This window comes from Acididesulfobacillus acetoxydans (genome assembly GCF_902729405.1).
Lineage (GTDB): Bacteria > Bacillota > Desulfitobacteriia > Desulfitobacteriales > Desulfitobacteriaceae > Acididesulfobacillus > Acididesulfobacillus acetoxydans.
The window spans coordinates 66,427-88,805 of the sequence record NZ_LR746496.1; the positions used below are offsets into that span (position 1 = coordinate 66,427).

At 56.0% G+C, this 22,379-nt stretch carries 14 protein-coding genes; 1 reads left to right on the plus strand and 13 read right to left on the minus strand.

Annotated elements, in window-relative coordinates; translation table 11 throughout:
• Positions 1 to 260: 260 nt before the first annotated feature.
• The 5 genes from cimA to MNU25_RS00330 all read right to left on the minus strand — a co-directional run bounded on the left by cimA (position 261) and on the right by MNU25_RS00330 (position 9,190).
• A complete protein-coding gene (gene cimA / locus MNU25_RS00310) occupies positions 261 to 1,847 on the minus strand; it encodes a citramalate synthase (RefSeq protein WP_240983251.1) in 1,587 nt (528 codons plus the stop codon).
• Positions 1,848 to 2,171: 324 nt separating this feature from the next.
• The gene (locus MNU25_RS00315) at positions 2,172 to 2,804 is read right to left on the minus strand and encodes a redox-sensing transcriptional repressor Rex (RefSeq protein WP_240983252.1); all 633 of its coding nucleotides are present in this window, start codon (positions 2,802 to 2,804) and stop codon (positions 2,172 to 2,174) included.
• A 260-nt stretch (positions 2,805 to 3,064) separates the two neighbouring features.
• Complete coding sequence (locus tag MNU25_RS00320; protein WP_372503582.1) at positions 3,065 to 4,504, minus strand: bifunctional folylpolyglutamate synthase/dihydrofolate synthase; 1,440 nt, start codon at positions 4,502 to 4,504, stop codon at positions 3,065 to 3,067.
• A 284-nt stretch (positions 4,505 to 4,788) separates the two neighbouring features.
• Positions 4,789 to 7,533, minus strand: a complete 2,745-nt coding sequence (locus MNU25_RS00325) for a valine--tRNA ligase (RefSeq protein WP_240983253.1) — start codon at positions 7,531 to 7,533, stop codon at positions 4,789 to 4,791.
• An 808-nt stretch (positions 7,534 to 8,341) separates the two neighbouring features.
• Positions 8,342 to 9,190, minus strand: coding sequence for a hypothetical protein (locus MNU25_RS00330; protein WP_240983254.1), 849 nt, complete (start codon positions 9,188 to 9,190; stop codon positions 8,342 to 8,344).
• Positions 9,191 to 9,359: 169 nt separating this feature from the next.
• Between MNU25_RS00330 and MNU25_RS00335 the strand changes: the two genes are divergently transcribed.
• Positions 9,360 to 10,073 carry a LysM peptidoglycan-binding domain-containing protein gene (locus MNU25_RS00335; RefSeq protein ID WP_240983255.1) on the plus strand — a complete coding sequence of 238 codons (714 nt, stop codon included), beginning with the start codon at positions 9,360 to 9,362 and terminating at the stop codon, positions 10,071 to 10,073.
• A gap of 114 nt (positions 10,074 to 10,187) precedes the next feature.
• Here MNU25_RS00335 and MNU25_RS00340 read toward each other — a convergent pair whose 3' ends face one another.
• From MNU25_RS00340 to MNU25_RS00375, 8 genes are all read right to left on the minus strand, one after another.
• The gene (locus tag MNU25_RS00340) at positions 10,188 to 11,183 is read right to left on the minus strand and encodes a sodium:calcium antiporter (RefSeq protein ID WP_240983256.1); all 996 of its coding nucleotides are present in this window, start codon (positions 11,181 to 11,183) and stop codon (positions 10,188 to 10,190) included.
• Positions 11,184 to 11,262: 79 nt separating this feature from the next.
• Positions 11,263 to 11,859, minus strand: a complete 597-nt coding sequence (gene yihA, locus MNU25_RS00345) for a ribosome biogenesis GTP-binding protein YihA/YsxC (protein WP_240983257.1) — start codon at positions 11,857 to 11,859, stop codon at positions 11,263 to 11,265.
• A gap of 65 nt (positions 11,860 to 11,924) precedes the next feature.
• A complete protein-coding gene (gene lon / locus MNU25_RS00350) occupies positions 11,925 to 14,339 on the minus strand; it encodes an endopeptidase La (protein ID WP_240983258.1) in 2,415 nt (804 codons plus the stop codon).
• 118 nt (positions 14,340 to 14,457) lie between these two features.
• Positions 14,458 to 16,227: an ATP-dependent protease LonB gene (gene lonB / locus MNU25_RS00355; RefSeq protein WP_240983259.1), complete on the minus strand. Its 1,770-nt coding sequence runs from the start codon at positions 16,225 to 16,227 to the stop codon at positions 14,458 to 14,460.
• 134 nt (positions 16,228 to 16,361) lie between these two features.
• On the minus strand, positions 16,362 to 17,627 hold the full coding sequence (clpX, locus tag MNU25_RS00360; protein ID WP_240983260.1) for an ATP-dependent Clp protease ATP-binding subunit ClpX: 1,266 nt from the start codon (positions 17,625 to 17,627) through the stop codon (positions 16,362 to 16,364).
• A gap of 42 nt (positions 17,628 to 17,669) precedes the next feature.
• The gene (gene tig, locus MNU25_RS00365; protein ID WP_240983261.1) at positions 17,670 to 18,953 is read right to left on the minus strand and encodes a trigger factor; all 1,284 of its coding nucleotides are present in this window, start codon (positions 18,951 to 18,953) and stop codon (positions 17,670 to 17,672) included.
• A 492-nt stretch (positions 18,954 to 19,445) separates the two neighbouring features.
• Positions 19,446 to 20,780 carry a polysaccharide deacetylase family protein gene (locus tag MNU25_RS00370; protein ID WP_240983262.1) on the minus strand — a complete coding sequence of 445 codons (1,335 nt, stop codon included), beginning with the start codon at positions 20,778 to 20,780 and terminating at the stop codon, positions 19,446 to 19,448.
• Between the two features lie 136 nt (positions 20,781 to 20,916).
• Entirely contained in the window at positions 20,917 to 22,068 is a 1,152-nt protein-coding gene (locus MNU25_RS00375) for an MGDG synthase family glycosyltransferase (RefSeq protein WP_240983263.1), read from the minus strand.
• Between the last annotated feature and the right edge of the window lie 311 nt (positions 22,069 to 22,379).

Consider the following 22,379-nt stretch of genomic DNA (forward strand, 5'->3'; position numbering starts at 1 on the left):
TCGGCTTAGTTTTGCCGTCCGTCCCCGAAAAACTCCGTTTCATCCCAAACTACTCTGGTCCTTAACTATCCGAGGTATAAACTATCCGGATCCAAAACTATGTGAATCCTGAACTATGTGCGGGCAGAGCCGCAAGAATTGCCTGCGCGCTGAGGAATCCTGAGCCGGCAGACTGCCCTTAGAACCAGGCACAACAAACCCCCGTCGTCCCTATCCTGACTGATCCCCTTCGTCCGGATGACCCTATTCCGTCGTCCGGATTATCGGCTTCCGCCCTCCGTCCTCCGGATCGCCAGATACAAGCCGTCCAGCAAAGCCTGAGCGCTGGCTTTTAAAATATTGGTCGACACGCCGATGGTTCCCCAGGTCTCTGTCCCCAAACGGGTCTCCACCACCACCCTGACCACCGCTTCCGTTCCCCTGGAACCATCCAGAACGCGCACCTTGTAATCAACCAGTTCGCTCTCCGCCAAGGCCGGAAAGAACGCGCGCAGAGCCTCTCTCAAGGCCTGGTCCAGAGCATTGACCGGCCCATTGCCCTCTGAGGCGATGTGCACCTGTTTTTCCCCGACCTGGACTTTCACCACTGCCACGGAATCGAGTTCACCGCGCAGGGGATCGCTCCAGACATGATAGTCAAGCATCTCAAACGGCGGTTCAAACCATCCGAGAATGCGCAGCAGCAATAATTCCAGACTCCCATCCGCCGTCTCAAAGAGAAAACCCTTATTTTCCAGCTCTTTGATCCTAAGCATCGCTTGTTCCACCCTGGGGTCGTCTTTCAAAATCCCGGGTGCGAACTTCCGCATCTTCTCCCAGATATTTGCCCGGCCCGCCTGGTCCGAGATCAGGATTCGCCGTTCATTGCCCACAGTTTCCGGATCGATATGCTCAAAAGTCCTCTCATTTTTGAGAACCGCGTCGACGTGCATCCCCGCTTTATGCGCAAAGGCGCTTCTGCCCACAAAAGGCTGCTTTTCGTCAAACTTGGCATTGGCCAACTCGGACACATAACGGGAAAGACTTGTCAATTGGGGCAAAGCCTTCTCCGGGAGAAGAACATAGCCCTGCTTCAACTGCAGCCAGGGCACCAGTGTACTCAAGTTGGCGTTGCCGCACCTTTCGCCGAATCCGTTCCAGGTGCCCTGCACCTGCGTAACACCCGCCTCTACCGCCGCCAGGCTGTTGGCGACACCCAGACCCCCGTCATTGTGGGCATGGATGCCGAGAACCAAGCCGGGAAACGCTTTCTTCACCGCTTCAACCCCCGCGGTAATCCCTTGGGGAAGCGCTCCTCCGTTCGTATCGCAGAGGACGGCCACACTCGCTCCACCCTCGGTCGCCGCCCTCACGCACTCCAAGGCGTAGGCGGGGTTCTCCTTGCGCCCGTCAAAAAAATGTTCGGCATCAAAAATGACTTCCCTGCCCGCCCGGACAAGGAAGGCCACAGATTCCCTGATCAAGCGCAAGTTCTCCTCCCGGGAAGCCCGCAGGACATCGGTCACGTGCAAGTCCCACGCCTTGCCGAAAATCGTCACGACGCCCGCACCGGAATCCAAAAGGCGCTTGAGGATTTCACTCTCCTCGGGGGCCTCCCCGATCCGGCACGTACTGCCAAAGGCCGCCAGTTTCACCTCGCCTAAAACCAGTGTTCCGGCCGCGGCAAAAAACTCCTCATCTCTGGGATTAGCGCCCGGCCAACCCGCCTCAATATAAGGCACACCTATAGCGGCCATTTTCCGGACGTAAAGGATTTTGTCCTTCACGGAAAAGTGAATTCCTTCTCCCTGTGCCCCGTCGCGCAAAGTTGTGTCATAAAGGACAAGTTCCGCCTTTCGAACTCCCATTCGCAATTTCCCCTCTTTCTTTTGCCTTATTATAATACAGGGTAAACTACTATACAACAGCGCTGCGCGAGTGCAGCTTTCTACGGCCGCCATCGACCGATGGACCGAAGAGACCCCAACCCAACCCGTCCCCAAAGAGTGGTTCCCCAAATAGCAAAGGTTGGAAGACACGCTACCGTATCTCCCAACCTCTTTGCCGCGCTGACAGGCAACTTCCCTGTTACCCAGCCCTTTATGCCGTTTGTTCGCTAAAATCCCCGGCCCCGTAAATCTCCCAAGCGCAGCCGCATGACTGCGTCAAAAGTGTCCGACTCAGGCAGCGCCTTAGAAGCGCTGCGCTCCGACATTGAACGTGAGCACTTCCAGATTCACCGCTAAATCCACATTGCGCAATTCAATCTCCGGAGGGACATTAAGAACACCGGGTGCAAAATTAAGAATAGCCTGCACTCCGGCCCGGACCAACTTATCCGCAATCTCCTGCGACGCCGCGGACGGCACGCAAATAATCCCGATTTGGGTGCGATTTTGCCTTACAACCTCTTCCAGACGTTCTACCGGCATAACTTCAACACCGTGGACAAAAGTTCCGACCTTTTGGGGATCGCTATCGAAAACGCTTGTGATCACAAAGCCGCGTTCCCGGAAACCTTTGTAACTGGACAAAGCCAAGCCAAGATTTCCTAGGCCGACCAGACTCACGCTCCAATCCACACTGAGCCCCAAAATCTTCAAGATGTGGCGGCGCAAATCTTTGACGTTGTAACCCACCCCGCGCGTACCGAACTCTCCGAAATAAGCCAGATCTTTCCTGACTTGAGCCGGGCTGACACCAACGCCCTCGGCAATGTCGCCGGAGGAAATTGTAATAATCCCCTTACGGTCTACCTCCGTTAAGTACCGAGAATAAACCGAAAGCCGGATAATGGTTGCCTCCGGAATTTTTAGTGTCTTCAACAAGATCCCCCATTTCTCACCTTTCACAAGCGTGAAAAAGTGTAAACTAATTATATCACTATCTCTTAGAAAAGCAATTTTTTTCACGAGTTTATACCCTGTTCGGGCTGCTTACCTTGTTCCAAAGTTATTCTTGCCAAAACCTTTATCACTTAAACATTAAAACGCCGCTTACTCATTGCCCCCCCGTCATCAACGGTTTGAGCTCAGCCACTCCTATAAACGCAGCTGCCGTCTCCGCCATCGCCGCTTACAATTAACTAACAGTTTGAGTTAACCGCGGCCGGATTCTCTCCGGACCTTTCGGCTTCTCCGCCGGCAGGCCCTGAACGGCCCAGCCTTTGCAGCAAGGCCGGCCGCGCCGCGGCCAGCATATAAAGAGAACCGGTGACACAAAGCATATCTTCCGGACCCAAGTGCTGCAATCCCGAAGAAACCGCTTCTTCCGGGTCCTCCACTAAGGAGACCGGGCGGCCGTATTGGGCCGCGATACGAGCCAGCGCCTGCCAGTCTCCGGCGCGGGGCGAATTCGGTTTGGTCACGATGATTTCGTCCGCCAACGGTGCCAAAAGATCCACCACCCGCTCCCGTTCTTTATCCGCCAACATACCCAAAACGAACACCAAACGCCGGCGTTGGAACAGGGGCAGACTTTGAACCAGGACCCTGGCCCCGTCATAATTGTGCGCTCCGTCCAGTAAAACCTTGGGAGTCACACTGAGCAATTCCAGTCGTCCGGGCCACTTCGCTCGCTTAAGCCCCGCATAAATAGCAGGGCGGGGAATTGTGACCCCGTAAGCGACCCGCAAAATCTCGCATATCGTCACCGCTGTGGCCGCATTCTCAAGCTGATGGGCGCCGATCAGTGTGAGGTGTAATTTGGGGTAAGCACCATACAGACCGTATAAATCAAATTCCTGCTCCGTTTCTCCGCTCCAGCGGCTCTCCCAGCGCACATCTTCCCCCACCTGCCAAAAAGGATCCCCGGCTTCCCGGGCCCTTTCCCGCAGAATAGCCACAACCTCCGGACGCCTGGCTGCGGTAATCACAACCGAATGCGGCTTGATAATCCCCGCCTTGTTACGGGCAATCGCCGGGATGTCGGGCCCGAGATAGTCCATATGATCCATGCCCACATTGGTAATCACGCTGACAAGGGGTCGGACGACGTTCGTCGAATCGATTTCTCCGCCCAATCCGACCTCTAAGAGGGCAAAATCTACCTCTTCCTCGGCAAAATACACCAGACACATGGCCGTGTTCACTTCAAACTCCGTGGGATGCTCCAGCCCTTGAGCCACCATCTCTTCCAGGTGCGGTTTCAGGCGTTCGATGAGCCTGACGACTGCGGCTTTCGGCACCATTTCCCCGTTGATCACCATGCGCTCCCGGTAATCGTGCAGGTGGGGAGAGGTAAACATCCCCACTTTACAGCCCGCCGCCCGCAAGATTTCCGCAGTCATAAGCGTTGTCGAGCCCTTCCCGTTTGTGCCCCCCACATGAATGATTCTGAGGGATTGTTCCGGATTCCCCAGGCGCCTGAGGAGTTCCCGGATCCGGTCCAGCCCGAAATTCATGCCGAATTTCGTGAGCCCAACCAGATAGGCCAAGGCCTCCCCATACTCTTCTTCCGACACCCGACCGTACTTCGCGGCGGACGTCCCTTGCGGCAGGGTTTCTCCGTGCTCCGCCGCGGGCATCCCCTCCGGCTTTGCGTTTCCGTAACCCTCGGCGGACGTCCCTTCCGGCGCGGTTTCTCCGTACTCCGCCGCGGGTATCCCCTCCGGTTTTACGTTTCTGTACCCCTGGGCCGGTGCCTCCGATCCTGTTGTCCCTTGCCGAGCCGCCTCCATCTCACGGGATTTTTCCGCCCGCGCCACGCCTGCTTCCCGCTGCGGCTCCTCAAGACCCCGCTTTGCCGTCGGCGCTTTCTCCATCTCTTCGCTCCCTTTCTCCGCTGACACCTTTCGGGCTTCCGCAGGCATTAATCGGACAGTCCTTTTAACCGTTCCTCCAGGGCCTGCCGACGGCCGCCGGCCGCTGCCAGTTTCTCCCGTTCCTTCATAACCACCTCAGGCGGGGCCTTCGCCACAAACCCCGGATTGTTCAGTTTCTTCTCCAGCCTGGCTTCCTCTTGCACCGTTTGCGCAATCTCCTTCTCAATCCGTGCAATTTCTTTGTCTATATCCAAGAGACCGCGCAAGGGGACATAGATCTGAATTCCTTCCAATACGGCACCCGCCGCCTGTGAGACTTTACCGGCCAGTTCGGGGACCAGATCCAGTTTGGCAACTCCCGCCAGCTGCCGGAGGTCTTCTCGGCCGGCCTCAAGCATCCGCCTGCTCTCCTCGTCCGGAACCACAATAATTGCTTCCGCCTTCTTGGCCGGGGAAATATTCATCTCCGCCCGGATATTCCGAATCGCTTTAGTGCAGTTCATGACCAGGCGCATTTCCTCTTCTCCCCGTTCGTCCCGGCAGGCAGTTCCGGCCGGCCAGGCGGCCAGCATAAGGCTCTTAGCGCTTCCGGGCAGATGCCGCTTGAGGTTCTGCCAAATTTCCTCGGTCAGGAAGGGCATAAAGGGATGGAGCAAGCGCAGGGTACCGTCTAAAACCTCGATCAAAACCGCTTGGGCCGTATGCCTGGCCAGGCTGTCGCCCGCGGCGGCAGGCATCCCCTCCAAGGCCTCGCCGGCTTGAGCCCGGCCGCCTGCCGGAGCCGCCGTCCCCTCCCGCCGGTAAAGGCGCGGTTTGGACAGCTCGATATACCAATCGCAGAACTCATTCCAAATGAACTCATAGAGTGTCCGGCCCGCTTCACCCAAATCGAATTGTTCCAAGGCCTCCGTCACCCCGGCCACAGTCGCTGAGTAGCGTGACAGGATCCATCGGTCCGCTTGGGTCAAGTCTCCTCTGGGCCCTTCCTCAAAATCCCCCACATTCATCAAGACAAAGCGCGAGGCGTTCCAGACCTTATTGGCAAAATTTCGAGTCGCCTCCAACCGCTCCGGATGGAAACGCAAATCATTACCCGCGGTGTTGCCCGTAATGAGCATGAAGCGCAGGGTATCAGCCCCATACCGGTCTATCACCTCAATGGGATCGATCCCGTTGCCCAGGGACTTGCTCATTTTCCTGCCCTGCGCATCCAGGACCAAGCCATGGATCATGACCCGGCGGAAAGGCACCTCTCCCCGAGACTGCAGGGCCATGAAAATCATGCGTGCCACCCAGAAGAAAATGATGTCCCGTGCCGTCACCAGTACCGACGTCGGATAGAACTGTTCCAGTTCCGGCGTCATCCGAGGCCAGCCGAGCGTAGAAAACGGCCAAAGCCCGGATGAGAACCAGGTGTCAAGCACATCCGGGTCTTGCCGCAAATTCCGGGAACCGCAGGATGGGCAGAGAGCCGGATCTTCCTTAGCACAGATTTCCGCTCCGCATTCCTCACAATACCAAACCGGAATCTGATGACCCCACCACAATTGCCGCGAAATGCACCAGTCCCGGATGTTCTCCAGCCAACCCAAATAAATCTTGGTGAAGCGCGCCGGCACAAATTCCAACCGGCCCCCGCGCACCGCTTCCATAGCCGGTTTGGCCAAGGGTTCCATCTTGACAAACCATTGCCGGCTCACCAGAGGTTCAATGACGGTGGCACAACGGTAACATTCCCCCACTGCGTGCGCATGATCCTCGGTCCGTACCAAAACCCCGGCCGCTTCCAGGTCGGCGGCGATCGCCCTGCGGGCTTCATAACGATCCATTCCCCGGTATTTTCCCGCGTTCTCGTTCATCCTGGCCTCCCGGTCAAGAACCGCGACCGCAGGCAGGTTATGACGAAGTCCCATTTCGAAGTCATTCGGATCGTGGGCCGGGGTGATCTTGACCGCCCCCGTGCCAAACTCGCGTTCCACGTAGTCATCGGCGATAACCGGGATTTCCCGTCCGACCAAGGGCAAAACCACAGTCCGGCCGATCACATGCCTGTAGCGCTCGTCCTCAGGGTGCACCGCCACCGCCGTATCCCCCAGCATCGTCTCGGGACGGGTCGTGGCCACGGTTAAAAACTCATCCGTTCCTTTGAGGGGATAACGCAAGTAATAAAGATGCCCGGCATGATCCACGTGTTCAACCTCGATGTCGGAAATAGTGGTGTGGCAGTGCGGACACCAATTGACAATGTAGTTTCCCCGGTAGATCAAGCCTTTATGATAAAGATCGACAAAGACTTCTCTCACCGCTTCGGAACACCCCTGATCCAGCGTAAAACGTTCGCGGGACCAGTCGCAGGAAGCCCCTAAGCGCCGCAGCTGTCGGGTAATGCGTCCGCCGTACTGACGTTTCCAATCCCAGACCCGTTCCAAGAAGCGCTCCCGCCCCAACTCTTCCCGGCTCGTCCCTTCTTTGGCCAGCTGTTCCTCCACTTTGGCCTGAGTCGCGATCCCGGCGTGATCCGTTCCCGGCAGCCAAAGGGTATTATACCCCTGCATCCTCTTAAAACGGGTCAGCACATCCTGAACCGTATCGTTCAGAGCGTGGCCCATGTGAAGAGACCCCGTCACATTCGGCGGCGGCATGACAATTGAAAACGGCCTGCGGCTCTTGTCCGCTTCCTGGCGGAAAAAGCCGTTTTCCTCCCAGTACGCATACCACTTGCTTTCAACCCGCTTCGGTTCGTAGACTCCGGCCATTTGGATCCCGGATCCCGTTTTCTGCTCCTCCGGCATCTTTGCCAACCCCTTTCCAAATCCGCTCGCTAAACTATACAAAAAGCCCTTCATCCCCTAAAAGGACGAAGAGCTTCGCGGTACCACCTTTTTTGCCAGCGGGGACTCGGGCTGCCGGACCCCGGCCCCCACACCCAGATTCCGCCGCGGGCATCTCGTGCGGGCTTTAACGGACTCCGCCGTCAGGAAGTACTGTATTTCCCCCCTGCCTCTCCCATGCGACCCCGGCGTCCGTACCGAAAGACCTCTCAGCATGCCGATCTTCTCTCTGACAGTCGGTTGCGCCGTTTTTCATGTTCCTTGAGTTTAAGCATTTCTTATGATATGATCCCTTGGGTATTATTTCATTTTCTTATGATGGCATTGCGACCGGTCTATCTCGATACCACCTTCACTGTTCATTATACTAACCCGTGCTCCCCTTGTCAAAACGTGTGAATTGCGTAAGCGAATCATTCAAGATATTCGCTCGAATCCGGAGCACGCGGTGGCCGGTATGGACGCGGAGAAGAAAGTTGTCCGCGTCGGTACCCGGGTCATCGCGGAGACAGAAGAGGCCTTTCGGAAAATTAAGCAGAGCACCTTGGTGGTTAACCGGCAAATCCGGGAAGTCTCCGGCTTCCTGGAGAAAATCTCACTCGGTTCGGAACGGATCGCCTCGGAAATATCTCTGGTCGCCACCATCAGTGAGCAGGCAACGGCCCAAACCCGGGCGGTGGCCTCCTCGAGCGCCGAACAAATGCGGTCTTTCGATAGCCATTTGCTTGCATCTCGGATAGCTCGGCGTAACGAGTACGAAATTTCCGTTTTACTTCCCGATGCCGACATCCTCTTCCCACCAGGGGGAACGCCCCTTTGCGGGGACCATCGCCCTCTTCGGCACGACTTCCCGTTCCGGGATATCCGCGGTTTCTTCCGCCCACCCGTCCGATTCCTTCCTCTTGCCCCCCCGGTTAATCCCCCAGGCCGCTTTTTTCTCCGCCCTTCCTTCATCTACCGAAGGTAACCCGGGTTCCGGCCCGGGTTTCACTTTTTCTCCCCACATCCACTCCGGCTGCCGCTCCTCCCCCGGACTCGGGGAAAACAGAGGAATATTGGCAGATGCCCGCGCCGAACCTCCAGGCTCGGAAATTTCCGTCTCCGGCTCCCAGTCTCTCTCTTCCGCCCGCTCACACCAGCCGCTGCCCTTCCCGTCGTCTTCATCTTCATCTTCATTTTGGCCTTCATCTTGCTCCCCGACTCTATAGCCCCTGTCTAACCCCGCCCAGGCGTGAGAACGCCCGGAATTCCCCAGGAAAGCGGGGCCTCTGAATTTTCTCTTTCCCCTGATTCCCATGAGCCCCGCGACGAGACCCAGGGCCGCTCCTTCCGACATGATCTGAAACACTCCCGCGGGGCTGAGCGGCAGAAACAAGGCGAGGAGCAGTGCCCCCAGCGCGACATACCCCGCTCCGGCAATCCCCCCCAAGAACCAGAGGCCGCTGTCCTTGGCGGCGCGGTAACCACCGGCCAGACAGCTGAATAAGAGTCCCAGATTGACCAGGGCGGATACGCTCACAAAAGCCAGCCCCGTCGCGTTCCAGAGCATTCCTGCCAGCAAAGTCAAAACCGTGACCAGTAACGACGCACTGATTCCCCTTAAAACAGCCCGACTCATCTCTTATTCCTCCTCAGAAAACTCCCGACTTACGGCCGGTTCCGCTCCCGCCGTCTCTTCTATAATCCTACGCCGGACCTGTCCATTTCATGAAACATAATTATCCAATAACCATCCCCGGACGGTACGAATATAGTAGATCGACAATAGACCGAAAGGGGGGAATTCTGTGGATTACCAACATTATGTCGTACAGGCTGGAGACACTCTTTACAAGATCGCCCAGGCTTATTCAGTGAGTATGTCTGAGTTAATCCGGTTGAACAACCTGCAGCATCCCGACAGAATCTATCCCGGGCAGGTCCTTCTCCTGCCCGCGGCGAGCGAACAACCCGTTCCTATGACAATCCCCGAACCGTACTTTACTTACGCGGCCTGGCTCTATGAGGCCTACGCCGGCAAAGATTCCGAACTGTCCGCCATGACGACCTACCTTTACCAGGCCGTGGTTTTCGATCAACCCGAGTTTGACGGACTGCTGCGCCCCATCGCCTTCGAGGAACTGAACCACCTGGAACAACTGGGCCGTATGCTGCGCCATCTCGGGGTTGATCCCCGCTACGGTTCCTTCCACAGCGGGCATTGGATCGACTGGCGGGCCAAGTACCTGAGGTACACCAATGATCTTTGTACGGCTTTAGAGCAGAACATGGAAGACGAAGCCAAAGCCCACCGGGGTTATCTCGAACTGTGTGAGAAGATCCCCATTCCCGAGATCCAAACCGTCCTCAGCCACATGGCAGCCGATGAAGAGCGGCATTACCACGCCTTTCTCGCGGCCAAGCAGCAGTTTTGCGCACCGTGCGAACCGGCTCCGATCCCCGAGCCTGTACCGGAACCCGAAACACCGGCCGGCCCGCCCGAAGACGGAGAGGCCGGCTAGAACAATCCCCGGCCGTGCCGACGGCCCTTCGCTTCCTGCCCTTGAACTTAAGAATGAGACGTTGTTATCACAACGAAGTGCATCAAAAGACCGCTGCGCACCTTGGCGCAGCGGTTAGAATTTTCTTCCTAAAACAGTCAGGATAAACAACAGGTAAAAGCCTCCGCCCAGTAACAGAGTGGACGGGCGGATCCTGCCATGCCTTTTCAGGACGTAATACGGAAGCAAAGCCGCCAGCAAAGCCAGCACCGCGCTCCAGAGCGCCAAGTATTCCAGATGCCAAGGAGTGAAAAGAATTCCCAACGGCGGTATGACCGAACTCTGAAAAACCATGGCCCCGCTGATATTACCCAGGGCCAGCGTGTCCTTGCCCTGGCGCAGCCAGACGACACTGTTGAACTTCTCGGGTAATTCCGTGGCGATGGGAGTTATAATGAGCGAGAGAACAAAGGCCGGCACCCCCTGAGCGAGGGCCACCGCTTTCACGGCCAGGACGAAGCCGTGCGCCCCCCCTATGATCAGGAGAAGGGCCACGGCCACTTGAGTAAGGACCCGGCCCAAAGCGGGATCGCGTGCCCGCATGGCCAAGTAGAGAGGAGGGGGGATTGCCCCGCCGTCCTGACCTTTACTCGCCCGAACCGTCCTCATGACATACCATGCATAACTTACGAGCAACATCAGAGCACAAAGGCGCTTGGGCAGCACCGGCAAAAAGGAGGCCATAACAGCGAGCCCGTAAACAGCCAGAAAAAAACCCAAGTCGTGAACCACGACCCGGCTGTCCAGGGAGAGCGGCCGGTTCTCATGCCTGAAGATTAGAACCGCCAGGCCCGAAATAAAAAAGGCCAGAGTACTCAACATGAGAGGAGCGCCTAAAATGGCCCCGATCCCGATTTCCGAGGTCATCTCGCCGCTGCGGGAACCCCCCAGAAAAGCAATGACCGGCACCATCGTCTCCGGCAGAGCGGTTCCCACCGCCGCCAAAATGCTGCCCACCGCACCGTGCCCAAGTCCGAGCTTCTTACCAAGCCACTCCACCCCGTTCGTGAAGCCCCCGGCACCCGCCAAGATCGTCCCCAGGCTTAAGACGAGCAGAGCATAATTTTCCAACCCCGACTCCCCTTTTCTTCCACCTACCAAATATCTATGCAAGAGGGGCTTTTTTTTGACCTTTTTGGGGCAAAAGAAATTAGGACACTGGATTTGGTCCGAGAATCTCCTCCACCGCCGCCCGGAGATCATCCGCCCCGAAGCCAGAAGCGGCCGAGAAAGGAATAATTTGCCATACCTCCATGGCCAGGCTGCCGGAGATCTGTTTCAGGTGTTGGGGCCATTGCCCCCTGGCCACTTTATCGGCCTTGGTCGCCACGACCAACACCGGGATCCCGTTTCCGCGCAGCCAGGCATTCATGGCGAGATCCTCCGCGCTCGGTTCACGGCGGATGTCCACGATCTGGAGCACCGCTCGCAGGTTCTCCCGCTTTTTAAAGTAATTGCCCGTCATCCCGCCCCATTGTGCTTTAACCGTCTGAGAAACTTTGGCGTAACCGTAGCCCGGCAAATCGACAAAGTACCAGGCCCCATTGACGCGGTAAAAATTCAGCGTCTGAGTTTTCCCCGGCGTATTTCCCGTGCGGGCCAGGTTACGCCTGCCCAAGAAACGGTTGATCAACGAAGATTTTCCCACATTGGACCGCCCGGCCAAAGCGATTTCCGGCAGCCCGTCCCGGGGATACTGGTCTGCCTTGACCGCCGAAGCAACATATTCCGCTTTTCGGATAATCATTTAAACTCCGCAACCCCTCTCCCTCGCCTGCCGGGCTCTTCCCCGGGCCCGACCTTCCCCGGGCTCTACAAGGGCTTAGAAACCGGCTGATCGCCCGCCGGTGCGGGTACCGGAAGAACACCCGGAGCAAATAAGGGCGCCAGGGGAACCTCGTACCCATCTGTGCGGACAGGGAGCAAGGCCAGTTCCAGCACTTCCTCCATGCGGCTGACGAAGTGGAACTCGATGGCTTCCCGCACGTTTTCCGGCACTTCTTCTAAATCCTTCCGGTTTTCTTCCGGAACCAAAATCACTTTGATTCCGGAACGGTGAGCGGCCAGGACCTTCTCCTTCAGACCGCCGATGGGAAGCACATTCCCTCGCAGGGTTATCTCCCCGGTCATCGCCAAATCACAGCGCACCGCCCGCTTGGAAAGGGCCGAAGCCATGGCGGCAGCCATCGTAATTCCCGCAGAAGGCCCGTCTTTCGGAATGGCCCCCTCGGGAACATGGATGTGAAGATCTACTTTGTCGTAAAAATCTTCGGGAATACCCAGCTCCGCGGCATGAGCCCGGACGAAAGTCCAGCCGGCCTGGGCGGATTCCTTCATCACATCGCCCAACTTCCCCGTCAAAGTCAAATTCCCTTTACCCGGCAGGGGGGTGACCTCGATCGTCAAGATATCCCCGCCGACCTCGGTGTAGGCAAGCCCTGTGGCAGCGCCGACTTCCGGTTCCCGGGCCGCCAACTGCACATGGTAACGGGGTGCGCCGAGCATTTCCTCCAAATCCTCTTCGTTTAGGACATGAGGCTCCCACTCTTTTTTCACCCAGCGGGTCGCCACCTTGCGGCAAAGACTTGCCACCTCCCGTTCCAGGTTGCGTACACCGGATTCCCGGGTATACCCCTGAACCAGCTTCAGCAGAATATTCCGGTCGATGGACAAAATCTCGCTGTTCAGGCCGTGGGCCTTAAGCTGCTTCGGCACCAGGTAGCGCTGTGCAATATGGACCTTTTCGTCCTCCGTATAGCCACTGAGGGAAATGACCTCCATCCGGTCCAACAGGGGGCGTGGGATCGTGTGCATCGTATTGGCAGTCAAAATGAAAAGCGTGTGGGAGAGATCAAAAGGAACCTCCAAGTAATGATCGGAGAAGGTGTTGTTTTGTTCCGGATCCAACACTTCCAGCAGGGCGGAAGACGGATCGCCGCGAAAATCCATGGTCATCTTGTCAATTTCATCGAACAGATACACCGGGTTGCGCGTTCCGGCCGTGCGCAACCCCTGAATCACGCGGCCCGGCAAAGCCCCGATATAAGTCCGGCGGTGTCCCCTGATTTCCGCTTCATCCCGTACGCCCCCAAGCGACATCCGCACAAACTTCCGCTCCAGGGCCCGGGCCACAGACTTGGCCAGAGAAGTCTTGCCGACCCCGGGCGGCCCGACAAAACAGAGAATGGGGCTTTTCATCTTAGGCGTCAGTTTGCGGATCGCCAAGAACTCTAAAATGCGCTCTTTAACTTTTTGCAGACCATAATGGTCCTCATTCAGTATTTCCTCCGCCCGGATCAGATCGGTCTTGTCCCGGGTCGCCTTGTTCCAAGGCAAAACCAGGAGCCAGTCCAAATAGGTGCGGACGACGGTTCCCTCCGCCGACGCCGGCGGCATTTTCTCCAGGCGCTCGATCTCCTTGAGCGCCTTTTCCTCGACTTCTTTGGGCAATTTGGCCTTGGCCACTTTCTCCCGCAACTCGTCCGCTTCCGCCTGCCGCTCGTCCTTTTCCCCCAGCTCTTTTTGAATCGCCTTAATCTGCTCCCGCAGATAGTACTCTTTCTGCGCTTTCTCCATTTGTTTGCGCACCCTGAGCCCAATGCGCCTCTCCAATTCCAGAATCTCGATCTCGCGCATAATGAACTCTGTCAGGCGTTCCAAGCGCTCTTCAACGTCAAGTGCCTCCAGAACCACCTGTTTCTCCGCCACCTTCAGGTTGAGGTGAGAAGCGACGATATCTGCCAGCCGGCCCGGTTCTTCCACCGCCAAGACCGCGCCCACAGCCTCGGAGGGAACTTTTTTCCCCAGCTTGGCATACTCTTCAAACTGATCCGTAACTCCTCGCGTCAAAGCCTCCAGGTCGGGCGTCATAGGCCCGGGACCTTCAGCGTACTCTTCCACTCGAACTTGGAAAAAGGGTTCTTCCGCCAAAAATTCTTTGATTTTCCCGCGCGCTATACCTTCAACCAGAACCCGCATCGTCCCGCCCGGAAGTTTGAGCAGCTGTTTGACCTCGGCAATCGTCCCTACGGTATAAATGTCCGCTACGGTCGGTGAATCAATATCCGTTTCTTTTTGGGCTGCCAGGAGAATCATCCGGTCCCGCAGCATCGCTTCGTCAATCGCCGCCATGGAGCGTTCCCGTCCGACGTCCAGATGGATCACCATGTAAGGAAAAACCAGGATTCCCCTTAATGGCAGCAACGGCAATTCTCGTTTCTTGGTCACGTCAGCCCCCCCTATCTTCAAAGCGCCGAGCACTCAACCAATCGCCGGAATCCGGCTGTAAATGGAAAAGCACACTGGAATTAGTGTGCCATTCTCCTTCTTTAACTATTCTAGCATGTCAGCTCCCCTGAGGCAAATTGGCGGAGGCGCTTCCTCCCACAACCCGACTCGCCGATCCGGCCGCCACGTTTCCCCCTGAACCGAAATCCAGGCGATTTAAAATTTCTTCCAGTGGAGGACGCATTTCCGTCTTTTCTTCCGCCGGTTCTTCCAGAAAGGCCAGCCTGAGGACTTCAGCCAAGTCGTCGACCGGGGTCACATCGATCCCCTGCGCTTCTTTTGCAAAGCGTTCCTGCCAATTCTCGCGCGGGATCAGGACCCGCCGGCAGCCGGCCTGACGGGCGGCCTCCACTTTGGCTGAAATGCCTCCCACGGGCTTGACCCCGCCGCGAATCGAGACCTCGCCGGTCATGGCCAGATAGTTGTCCACTCTCACCCGCCGGATGGCCGAGACCACAGCGGTGGCTATCGCTATCCCCGCCGAGGGCCCGTCGATCGGCACTCCCCCGGGAAAGTTAACGTGTAAATCATAATCGCGGGGCTCAATGCCCAATTGGCGTCTGACCACCGTCAGCACATTCTCCACCGAACTGCGGGCCATACTCTTGCGCCGGATTTTCTTGCCCGCGCTCCCTTGCTCTTCCTCTTCCACAATCCCCGTGACCAACAATTCCCCCTTGCCGGGACTGACCGGCTGGGCGGTGACTTCAAGTTCCAAAAGCATTCCCATATTAGGGCCGTAGACGGCCAGGCCGTTGACGACTCCCACATTAGCATCAGCCGGCACTTTTTTCTCAGGTCTTGGCGCATACTGCCCCGAAGTCGCTACCCACTCCAAGACCGCCGCGTCGATTTGAGACAGGCTCTCCGTTTGAGCGACCCCGGCCGCCAACTGAACCATATTCACAGCCTCCCGGCCGTTCGTGGCGAAGCGCTTGATCACTTCGACGCCCGCCTCGCTGATGGGCATTTCCACTTTTTCCGCCGCCCCCCGCGCGATCCGGGCGATTTCCTCCGGCAGCAGGTCCCGGAAATATACCTCCATACAACGGGAACGAATGGCCGCCGGAATCTCTTCCGGCCCGCGCGTCGTCGCGCCGACCATCCGGAAATCGGCCGGCAGTCCGTGCTGAAAGATATCGTGGATGTGAGCGGGAATGTTTGGGTCTTCCGAACTGTAATAGGCACTTTCTAGGATAACCTTACGGTCTTCCAGCACTTTGAGCAGCTTGTTGATCTGCATCGTATGCAATTCACCGATTTCGTCAATGAAGAGAATTCCTCCGTGAGCTTTGGTGACCGCTCCCGGCTTCGGCTGCGGAATTCCCGCCATACCCATGGCCCCCGCTCCCTGGTAAATCGGATCGTGGACTGAGCCGATCAGCGGATCGGCAATGCCCCGCTCATCGAAGCGCGCCGTGGCGCCGTCTATCTCGACAAACTTGGCCTCCTCCTTGAAAGGTGAAGCCGGGTTCTTTTTTGCCACTTCCAGCAATAAACGGGCTGCCGCCGTTTTGCCTACCCCGGGCGGCCCGTAGATGAGCACATGCTGGGGATGGGGCCCACAGAGGGCGGCCTTTAATGCCTTGACTCCCTCCGCCTGCCCCACAATCTCGGCAAAGCTCTGGGGCCTGGTTTTCTCCGCCAGAGGAACACTGAGAGAGATCTTGCGCATTTTCTCCAGTTTATCGAGCTCTTTGCGCGACTCCCGGTCCACGGCGATTTTCGTCCCCTGCTGGGTCTTAAGCATTCCCCAAAAATAAAGCCCAATGACGACCGCAAAGACCAATTGTACTGTCATTAACAGGCTGGTAAGACCAATATTCATATCTTTCGTCCCTCCTGCGGAAATCTATCCTTATTATTGCCGCAAAAAGGAAAAAGAAACCTACTTTTTCACTACTGCAAAAAGAGGATTGCTTTTAAAGCAATCCTCTGACTTCCGACTTCCGACTTCTGATTTTAGGCTGACTCTTCCTTCTTGCCCTTTTTCGCCTTATCCGCCGTCACCAAAAGGGGATCTTCTTTCTTCAGTACCACATCCCGGGTAACCAGACACTTCGTCACATCGGTCCGGGACGGCATATCAAACATAACGTTCAGTAATATCTCTTCGACAATGGCTCTCAAGCCGCGGGCCCCGGTATTGCGGTGAATCGCCTCTTCCGCGATGGCGGCCAGGGCCTCCTCCTTAAATTCAAGAGCAATCCCGTCTAACTCCAAAAGTTTTTGATACTGCTTAATGAGAGCATTTTTCGGCTCGGTAAGGATCCGGATCAGGGCCGTCTCATCAAGCGCGTCCAGGGTGACGATAACCGGCAACCGGCCGACAAACTCAGGTATCAGGCCAAACTTGAGCAAATCTGTCGGCAGAATCTGTCTTAACGTATCCCCGATTTTGATCTCGCTCTTTTTTTGGATCTCGGCACCGAAACCCATGACCTTCTTCCCAGTCCGGTTCATAATAATCTTCTCGATCCCGTCGAAAGCTCCTCCCACGATAAAGAGGATATTCGTCGTGTCGAGCTGGATGAACTCCTGATGCGGGTGCTTACGTCCCCCTTGCGGCGGAACACTCGCCACCGTACCCTCAAGGATCTTGAGTAAAGCCTGCTGCACACCCTCTCCGGAGACATCCCGGGTAATGGAGGGGTTTTCGGACTTGCGCGCGATCTTGTCTATTTCGTCAATATAGACGATGCCTTTTTCTGCTTTCTCCACATCATAGTCGGCTGCCTGAATCAACTTGAGCAAAATGTTCTCGACATCCTCGCCCACATAGCCGGCTTCCGTCAAGGATGTGGCATCCGCGATCGCAAACGGCACATTGAGGACCTTGGCCAGGGTGGAGGCGAGCAACGTCTTACCTGAACCGGTCGGGCCCATCATCACGATGTTCGACTTCTGAAGTTCCACATCATCGATCTTCATTCCCAAATTGATCCGCTTGTAATGATTGTAAACCGCAACCGAAAGAACCTTCTTGGCATCATCCTGCCCGATGACGTACTGGTCAAGAATCGCCCTAATTTCTTTCGGTTTGGGAATATCGCCAATATCTACGGCCAGATCGTCATTGAGCTCCTCTTCGATAATTTCATTGCAGAGTTCAATACATTCATCGCAGATATAGACTCCGGGACCGGCAACCAACTTCTTGACTTGATCCTGGGTTTTGCCGCAGAAAGAACACTTCAGCTGGTTCTTTTCATCGTTGTACTTTGCCATCCTCTCACCTCTCTACATCAGAATGTCCTTTCAGGCCCTGAGTTATGCGTTGTTCTCCACCAAAAACTCCACGACCTTATCCATGGTCAAATTCGCTTTGAAGCCTTCCAGCCCTCCATTTGCTTCGAGATTCGCCCTCAAGGCGTCTGCCGGTTGATGATACTGCTCCGCAAGTTGAACCAGCTTTTCATTTAGTTCGTCGTCACTGATAGAAATTCCTTCTGCCTTGCCGATAGCTTCCAAAGTCAGTTCACTTTTGACATTTTCAGCGGCTTGAGGACGGAAGCGTTCCCTCATTTCCTGTTCGTTGGAACCGCTGTACTGGTAATATTGCTCCAGATTGATTCCCTGATACTCCAAGTTGTGGGCCAGATCCTCTACCATGTGATCAACCTGTGCCTGGATCATGACGTCCGGTATTTCGACACTGGCGTTTTCCACGGCTTTGGCGACGATCGCATTGCGGTAGGCAGTCTCTACCCGCCTTTCCTCCCCTTCCAGCAGTTTGCGGCGAATGTCTGCTTTGAGTTCGTCCAAGCTGCCGAATTCGCTGACATCTTTGGCAAATTCATCATCCAGGGGAGATACCTGTTTGCGTTTAATATTATTCACTTTGACCTTAAAAAGAGCCTCTTTCCCGGCCAGTTCCTTACTCCGGTATTCTTCCGGGAAGTGAACATTGACCTCGATTTCCTGCCCGGTTTCGGCACCTACCAACTGTTTCTCGAATCCGGGAACGAAGCTGTCTGAACCAAGGACAAGGTCATGGCCTTCCGCCTTGCCGCCTTCAAAAGGAACTCCGCCGATAAAACCTTCATAATCGATATTGACCGTGTCGCCCTCTTCCGCCTTGCCGCCCTCCAAAGTGATCACTTTAGCATATTGATCCTGCCGGCGTTTCAGTTCCGCTTCCACCGCACTCTCGTCAACAACAGCCGCTTCTTTTTCCACCTGCAGCCCTTTATAGGCGCCCAGTTCCACTTCCGGGGTAACGGTCACCTTGGCTTTGTAGATTAATTCTTTACCATCCTCCACCTGAACGACATCCACCTCCGGGCGGTCGACGGGTGTAATCCCACTTTCTTTCACCGCCTCGGCATAAGTCGGACCGAGCAGGTGATCCAACGCTTCATTGTAAAGAGTTTCTTTTCCCACATGCTTTTCCACCAGAGCCCGTGGCGCCTTTCCTTTGCGGAACCCCGGAATGTTAACCCGATTGGCGAACGTTTTGGCGACCCGGTTGACCTCCTGCGCAAATTTTGCCCCTTCCACCGTGACTTCAAGAACCACAACGTTCTTTTCTAGCTTTTCCACTTTGACAGACATGACACGTGCTCCCCCTTAAACATGATCTATTCCTAAACTGACGATAGACGACTGGTATTGGCCGGGATACTCACCTAGTCTTGCCGAATTTCCTCGGGCGCAAACGACCTGCTCTCTTTCGCGTTCGGGTCCGGACCGCAGAAAAGGCTCTGCCGGACCCGCGAAGATCCCCGGAAAAGCCGCACCGGAAAAAAAACTTATCTGGAAAAGGGGGAACATGTGTTCCCCCTTTTCCAGAGTCTCCTTTTCCCTCTGCTTACCCTCGACTTCTAGGCTTTCACGTTCCAAATATACCTGACCTATTTTACCAAAGTTCACCCGACAAATCAAGGCGCGTGTCTGCAAAAACCCTTTCTGCCCTGTCTATCCGCGTGACTGTCCACCGGTAGAAAAAGTCTCCCCAAAGGACGGGTTCCGCTGCTCCCGCGCAGCACGCGCCCAGCTCGAAAAACACCGGCTGTCGGATTGCCCAGGCCGGCGATGCGAAACAATTCAGCAGACCGATCCATCCTCCTTGGCCTGACCTTCCCGCTTCAGACTTCTCCCCGCGGAAGCACGCTTCTCAGGCCCCGCCCAAAGCTCAATCAGCTTCTTTTTCTCGATCCAAACCAATTTGGGCTCTTTCCCCAAGCGCTGGTTCAAGCGCGCCTGCCCCGCCGGATGGTAAACACTCATGATCACCTTTTGTAAGAAGGCGATCCAGCGCATTCCCAGCGTCGCTTCCACATCTTGGACCTCAAATCCGAAGACCCTGACCGCCCGGTACATCATGGAAAGGCCCAGAAAAATTTTAATATCCGCGTACTCCGGGCTCTCCGCCACATAACGGGCCAAGACGGGAAAGGATTCTTTAGCGATGCGCAAGGCCTTAGTCGCAATCTTTTGCGCGTCTGCGCCTTTGGCCTGCAAGCGAATGTTATCAAGATGAATTTCACCCACCGTGTCCCCGGCCCGAGCCAGAAGCTCACCGCTCTGTGCGCGAAGTTCGGGCCCGTGATAGGTTGTCTTGGCTAAGCGAAAGATATTCATGGCATCAATACGTTCCACCCGGTAACGGGCGGCAAAGAAATGTTCCCATTTCTCCCAGAGGATAAAACCGGTCCTCCGTCCAAAGGACCAATCCGGAAACTCCAGGGGCAGCACGGGCAGCATCAGATCCCGCCCTATGCGGCGGCAGAGTTCCTCCACAACAGGCACCACCCGCACCCTTTCTCCCGGGCTTGCGGACCCGTCATGGAGCACAATGATCGAACCCTCGTTCACCCGCCTTAAAATGCGTTCGACAATGGACTGCACACTGCGCTCCTTTTGCCAGTCGTGTCCTTCCACGTTCCAAAGCACCGCGCGTTTTCCCCGTCTGTTCATCCACCACCAGGTTAACAAATTAAACGTGCCCCAGGGCGGTCTCACCCACTCCACCGCTCTCCCCGAGAGCTCCGTTAAGACCCGGTCGGCTTCTTCCCACTCCCTCCACGTTCGCCTGGGTCCCGTAAACCAAGCATAGCGATGAGACAGCGAATGTATGCCCAAAGCGTGTCCTTCAGCCACCATCCGCCTGACCAACTCGGGATAGCGCTGCGCGCGTTCGGCCACCACAAAGAAAACGGCACGCACCTGTGACCGGGCCAAGACATCCAGAAGGCGGGGGGTCACCACCGGATCGGGACCATCGTCAAAAGTAAGCGTCACCCCGGGCGTATACTGCCTCTTTCGGCAGCCCAGGCCCAAACGGTGCAGAAAGAAATCAGGCAAGAGCGTGTACAAAAGCAAAATCACGGCAACAAAACCCAGAACCGTCCCTAACCAGCCGGTAAGATTCATGATCATCGGGGCCCGGATACTTCTGACATAAGCCAGAAGAGGAAAGGCCCCTTTTCCCCTTTCTTCTCGGATACCGGCAAAAAAACCTCTTTATCAAAGGTTCGGTTATCCACCATAAAAAACGATATTTTCCCGGTATTCTTCAGCCAATCTTCTGCCGGCTCGTCTGTTCATCCGCGAGTTCCATCATGTACCCGACAGCCCGCTCCGCGGCTTTCCCCGGCAGAACCCCAGCCGCCGCCTTGCGCATCGCGGCTATCTGTTGGGGATGTGCCAAGATCTCTCTGAGAATTCCTTCCAATTCTTCCTCCGTATGAGCGATTCTTCCCGCTCCGACTTTCTCCAGAAAAGTAGCGTTCTCTTCCTCCTGACCCGGGATCGGCTTAAAAATCAAGAGGGGAATCCTCCGAGTGAGGGCCTCGCTGACCGTGAGCCCCCCCGCCTTGGTGATAATGAGATCGGAGGCTGCCATGAGTTCCTCCACGTTATTGACAAAGCCAAAACGGACAAAGGGGTTGCGGGCTCCGGCGACCAAGCCGTCCAAAGATTTGTAGAGGCGTTCATCCCGGCCGCATACGGAAATCGTCTGAACCGGTACCCGGCTGTCCGCCAGAAACTGGCAGACCCGCTTGGCGCCGTTTAAGACGCCATAAGCTCCGCCCATGACCAGAAAAGTCAACCCATTGGGATCCAAACCGAGTTTGGCGGCAACCGGCCCGCGCTCAATTTCCCGCTCGAAACGGGGACTCACGGGGATGCCGGTGACCCTGATTCTACTGCCGTCAATGCCGCGGCTGGTGAGCCCCTCATAGACATCCCGGGCACCCACGATGTACAAATCGATTCCTTGATGAACCCACTGGCTGTGTACGGCATAATCGGTCACCACCGTCGTCAAAGGAACATCGAGAACTCCTTTGAGTTTGAGTTCCGCCAGAACCCCGGCTACCGTGGGATAAGTACAGACGATAAGATCCGGCCGCAGAGAACTGATGTATTTTACAAGTTCACTGCGTCCAATACCGTTGAGGAAGCGTTGAAATACGGAATGGGGCGAGATTTTTGCCGTCCGGTAATAGAACTTGCCCCAAAGTTTCGGTGTGTGCTTGATGACTTCGATGTAGGTACTCTTGATCACCGTGTTCATGGTCTTACTGACAAAGGCGCCAAAGTCCAAATGGGTAATGTCAAGCGTTGGATCATCTTCCCGCAAGGTCTCGATCAGAGCTTGAGCCGCTCTTACATGCCCGGCCCCGAATGTCGCCGAAAAAATGAGCACCCGCTTTGGTTTCACCGGAAAAAGCCCTCCTTTTCTTCTCCTAATCTGAAAGTCTACGTCGTTCGCAGGCTAAGAAAACTTGCGTCTGCCACCTTCGCTTAAGGCTCGGCAGCAGCCGGGTTTTCTTTACCTATATCTAAATATTGAACAAAAATCCCCTCGAATATTCAAACCGGACCATCAGCCGGGCCTACGACAAGGCCCCAAAGTTTTCTCAATACATATTACGGCAACTCGGGGGAAAATCCTTCCTTAATCTCCGCCTCTTGGTCAGAAAATCTTTGTCCCCTGATTAAGACGAAAAGGGCCCCGCAAAAGTTCACTGG

What these genes read in the sequence shown, in the direction of transcription:
- cimA (WP_240983251.1), bottom strand. Translation starts at nt 1,847, where the DNA reads ATGGGAGTTCGAAAGGCGGAACTTGTCCTTTATGACACAACTTTGCGC.
- MNU25_RS00325 (WP_240983253.1), bottom strand. Translation starts at nt 7,533, where the DNA reads ATGCCGGAGGAGCAGAAAACGGGATCCGGGATCCAAATGGCCGGAGTC.
- clpX (WP_240983260.1), bottom strand. Translation starts at nt 17,627, where the DNA reads ATGGCAAAGTACAACGATGAAAAGAACCAGCTGAAGTGTTCTTTCTGC.
- tig (WP_240983261.1), bottom strand. Translation starts at nt 18,953, where the DNA reads ATGTCTGTCAAAGTGGAAAAGCTAGAAAAGAACGTTGTGGTTCTTGAA.
- MNU25_RS00330 (WP_240983254.1), bottom strand. Translation starts at nt 9,190, where the DNA reads ATGAGTCGGGCTGTTTTAAGGGGAATCAGTGCGTCGTTACTGGTCACG.
- lonB (WP_240983259.1), bottom strand. Translation starts at nt 16,227, where the DNA reads ATGAATATTGGTCTTACCAGCCTGTTAATGACAGTACAATTGGTCTTT.
- yihA (WP_240983257.1), bottom strand. Translation starts at nt 11,859, where the DNA reads ATGATTATCCGAAAAGCGGAATATGTTGCTTCGGCGGTCAAGGCAGAC.
- MNU25_RS00370 (WP_240983262.1), bottom strand. Translation starts at nt 20,780, where the DNA reads ATGATCATGAATCTTACCGGCTGGTTAGGGACGGTTCTGGGTTTTGTT.
- MNU25_RS00320 (WP_372503582.1), bottom strand. Translation starts at nt 4,504, where the DNA reads ATGCCCGCGGCGGAGCACGGAGAAACCCTGCCGCAAGGGACGTCCGCC.